At 70.9% G+C, this 3,471-nt stretch carries 4 protein-coding genes; all 4 read right to left on the reverse strand.

The window, feature by feature from the left end; genetic code table 11:
• The coding region (locus KUTG_RS62435; RefSeq protein WP_043726023.1) for a hypothetical protein at positions 1–336 on the reverse strand (336 nt) is incomplete at its 3' end.
• Positions 333–941, reverse strand: coding sequence for a hypothetical protein (locus KUTG_RS45165; protein WP_043726026.1), 609 nt, complete (start codon positions 939–941; stop codon positions 333–335). The genes KUTG_RS62435 and KUTG_RS45165, both read right to left, overlap by 4 nt.
• 23 nt (positions 942–964) lie before the next feature.
• Positions 965–1,693 carry a helix-turn-helix transcriptional regulator gene (locus KUTG_RS45170; protein WP_043726028.1) on the reverse strand — a complete coding sequence of 243 codons (729 nt, stop codon included), beginning with the start codon at positions 1,691–1,693 and terminating at the stop codon, positions 965–967.
• A 403-nt stretch (positions 1,694–2,096) separates the two neighbouring features.
• On the reverse strand, positions 2,097–3,471 hold a 1,375-nt coding region (locus KUTG_RS45175; RefSeq protein WP_198047542.1), incomplete at its 5' end, for a tetratricopeptide repeat protein.

Below are 3,471 nucleotides of genomic sequence, written 5' to 3' on the forward strand. Positions count from 1 at the left end.
AGTGCACGAGATCAGCACACCCTTGAGGTGCTGGGACATCCGCCGCGCCGACACCCTCGGCTCGTCCAGCGTGTAGTAGACGTAGCAGAGCATGAAGTACTGGCACAGGATGCCGGTGACGATGTGCGCGGGCCAGGTCACGTTGGCGTCGCCGATGACCAGCAGCGGCGAGATCTCCGGCATCCGCACGGCCGACGCCGCGAAGGCGAACAAGGCGCCCAAACACAAGGCGCGCAGCTGGGGCGTGCGTCCGCCCTGTGCCAGCCGGTGCAGCACCGTGATCACCGCGACCAGCGACGTCACCGCGCCGATCGGCACGGCCGCCGACAACGTCATGATCCCCGCCGGGTTGACGGACGCTGTCTGGGACCAAGGGTGGACATGAAGCGGGCGATCACCGCGAGGTCGGACGGATCCGGCGGCGGGATCGGGTGGATGAGGTGCGCCCGCGACACCCGCAGCGCCAGCTCCGTCGCGAACCGCTCTGCCGCGTCCTCCTGCTCGTCGACGTAGCCGCAGCCGGAGCGGCACAGGCCCGCGCGGACGGTCCGCTTGATCACCTGCGGCTGGAGGTCGGGCAGCAGCGCGGACATCAGCCGCAGCTGGAGGCCGTCCAGGTCCTCGGTCGACAGGTGGCCGAGCACCATGTGCGCGACCTCGTGGAACACCGCGTGGCGCTGGGTGGCCCGCGGCGCCTTGTCGTCGTAGACGATGCAGTCGAGTCTCGGGGCGCGCACCCACAGGCCGGAGAAGGGCGCCGCGACATCGGGCACCACCTCGGAGAACGGCACCAGGCTCACCGGGCGGCCGCGGAACTGGGCCAGCCGCCGGACGAACGCCTCCAGGCCGGTGCCGACGGGCACCGCCGCCAGCAGGTCCCGGACCGCTCGCGTGACCTGTCGCTGCCGGTGGGACCGGCGCGACCACGACGTGAAACGCAACGGAATACCCCCATGGATGAGCTTCAGACCGGCGGCTGGCCGGCCTCTGTGTCCCGCTCGCGGACGTGGCGCAGGACCGCGGCCAGCACGCTGAGCGAGGACGGGTCGCCGAGCCGGCGGGCGGCCATCGGCATCAGGTCGGCGAGCAGGTCGAGCTGCTCGGACACGCTCGCGATGAGCTTGGCGTCGGTGTCGGTGAGGTAGGCGGCCGGGACGCCGAAGTGCTCCGCGAGCGCCTGGAGCAGCTTGAGCCCCGGGTCGTCCTCGGAGCCGTCCCGGACGCGGCGGATCTGCGCCACGTCCACGCCGATCGCCGCCGCCACGGCGTCGTCGGTGTACGGGGGCTCGGCCGGCCCGCTCGGCCGGATCTTGTCGAACAGGTTGTTCACTCGGTCCCGCACCGAAGGCTGCTTCAGGTACAGGGGCAGGTCGCCCACCGGGACCTCGTCCTTGACCAGGTACGAGACGTCGACCCGGAAGAAGTCGGCCAGCTTCTGGATGAGCTTGAGGTTCGGGTTGTCCCGCTGGCCGTAGCGGAGCTGGGTGACGTAGGTGTCCGTCGACCCGATGGCCCTGGCCACCGCGCTGTGGCTGTACTCGGTGCGGCGGCGCGGGGCGTGCGGGTTGCCGGTGGCCGCCACGTCCCGGGCGTGCTGGTGGTCGGAGACGGGTCGCAGCTGCCGCACGAACAACGCCTGGATCTTCGCCGCCAGCGGCCCCGGGTCGCCGTCCTGGCGCGATGGTGTCGCCATGCCGCGAGGGTAACTGAGTTACCCGCGCCGCGGGCACACCTGGTGAAACCAGCTACCGGTCGATGTGGGCAACCGTCCCCGCGCTGTTGACTGACTAGATGGGCCGTGAGCTGGGTGTATTGGTCAACTATCGGCCTGGGCGGGCCGGGGAAGTTCACTGGTCCGTTCAGGTGATGTGGCCACTGGTAACGGTGTTATCAGTTGGGCTTGCTGGAAAAATGGAGCACCTGGATGGCCGTGCGGACGTGTCGGCGACCCGTAGGGGGGAGGAGGCGGAGGGCCCTTCGCCTCCCTTCGCCGGCCCCGTCCACGTCGTCGGGTCCCCAGCCGGACGACGCGGACCCCGCACGACATCCACGGGGCCCGTCCGCGCATGAGTTCCCCGGCGCGGGCGGGCCTTCCGTCACCCGCGCAGGGCGGCGGCCACCGCCGCGGCCTCCGGCGCGTTGAGCTGGCGGTAGATGTCCAACGCCTGCTGCCAGTGGGCGCGGGCGTCGGCGGGGTCGACCGAGCAGTGCGCGATGCCGTCGTGAGCCCGGGCCTGGACGAGGAGTTCACGCAGCGACGAGGCGATGGCGAGGGCCTCGCGGTAGGCGTCGGCGGCGGCGGAGCGGTCGCCCTGATGACGGAGGGTCTCGCCGAAGTTGTTGAGGGCACGGGCAAGCAGGTAGTTGTTGCCGGCCTCGCGGGCGAGGTCGATGGCGCGGCGATGGTGGTCCTCGGCCTTGGCGTGGTCGCCGATGTGACGGTAGGCGGAGCCGGCGTTGTCGAGGGCGTGCCCCTCGATCTCGGCGTGCCCGATGCGGCGGCCGATGTCCAGGGCCCGCTGGTAGTGGGCGAGGGCGGTGCGGTGGTCGGCGATCCGCTCGTAGACGTTGCCGAGATTGTTGAGGGTGCTGGCCTCGCCGACGACGTCGCCGATCTCCCGGGCGATGTCCAGGGCCTTTTGCTTGTGCCGCAAGGCCTCGTCGTAGCGGCCGAGGTATTCGGTCACGTTGCCGAGGTTGTCCAGGGCGCGGGCCCGGCCCGGGCGGTCGCCCACCTCGTCGGCGACTTCGGCGGCCCGGGCGAAGCGGCTGAGCGCCTCCTCGTAGTTGCCGAGGTGTTCGTCGACGAGCCCGATGTTGTTGAGGGCCCGGACCGCGACGCTGCGATCGCCGGTGTCCAAGGCCTGGAGGTAGCGGTCGAGAGCCTCGCGCGGCCGGTCGAGACGCCAGAAGATCACCCCGAGGTTGCACAGGATCGCACCTTTGGCGTCCGGTTCGGCGATCCGGGCGGCGTAGGCGTGCAGCAGCTGGGCCTCGTGGTAGTAGGCGCCGTTGTCGAGATACCGGTGCAGGATGGCGGAAAGCTGTCCGACCTGGCGGGCCGAGGCGTGCGGGGCGATGGCGATCAGGTTGGCGCGCTCGGCCTCCAGCCACGCGGTGGCCTCGGCGACGTCGGCAAAGGTTGGTGTCGGCGACTCCGGTGGGGTGATCTTCGGGCGACGGTCCTTTTCGTACTCCACGGCCACATCCATGGCCAACGAAGCGGTGTAGACGTAGTGGTCGATCAGGCGGGCGGTGGCCTCGTCGCTCTCGGACGGCGCGACCAGTTCGCGGGCATAGGTCCGGAGCAGGTCGTGCATGCGGTAGCGGCCGTCCTGCACGTCGAGCAGGTGTCCGCTGACGAGCGTGGCCAGCGTGTCTGCGCGGCCGGTGAGCGCGGCGGCGGCGTAGTCGTCGAAGTCGCGGCCGGGATGCAGGCCCAGCAACCGGAAGGCGTCGGCGACGGGCGTC

It is taken from the genome of Kutzneria sp. 744 (assembly GCF_000568255.1).
In the GTDB taxonomy this organism is placed as follows: domain Bacteria; phylum Actinomycetota; class Actinomycetes; order Mycobacteriales; family Pseudonocardiaceae; genus Kutzneria.

Bases quoted from the DNA above. Each gene is read 5' to 3' on its own strand.
- KUTG_RS45170 (WP_043726028.1), bottom strand. From the start codon at position 1,693: ATGGCGACACCATCGCGCCAGGACGGCGACCCGGGGCCGCTGGCGGCG.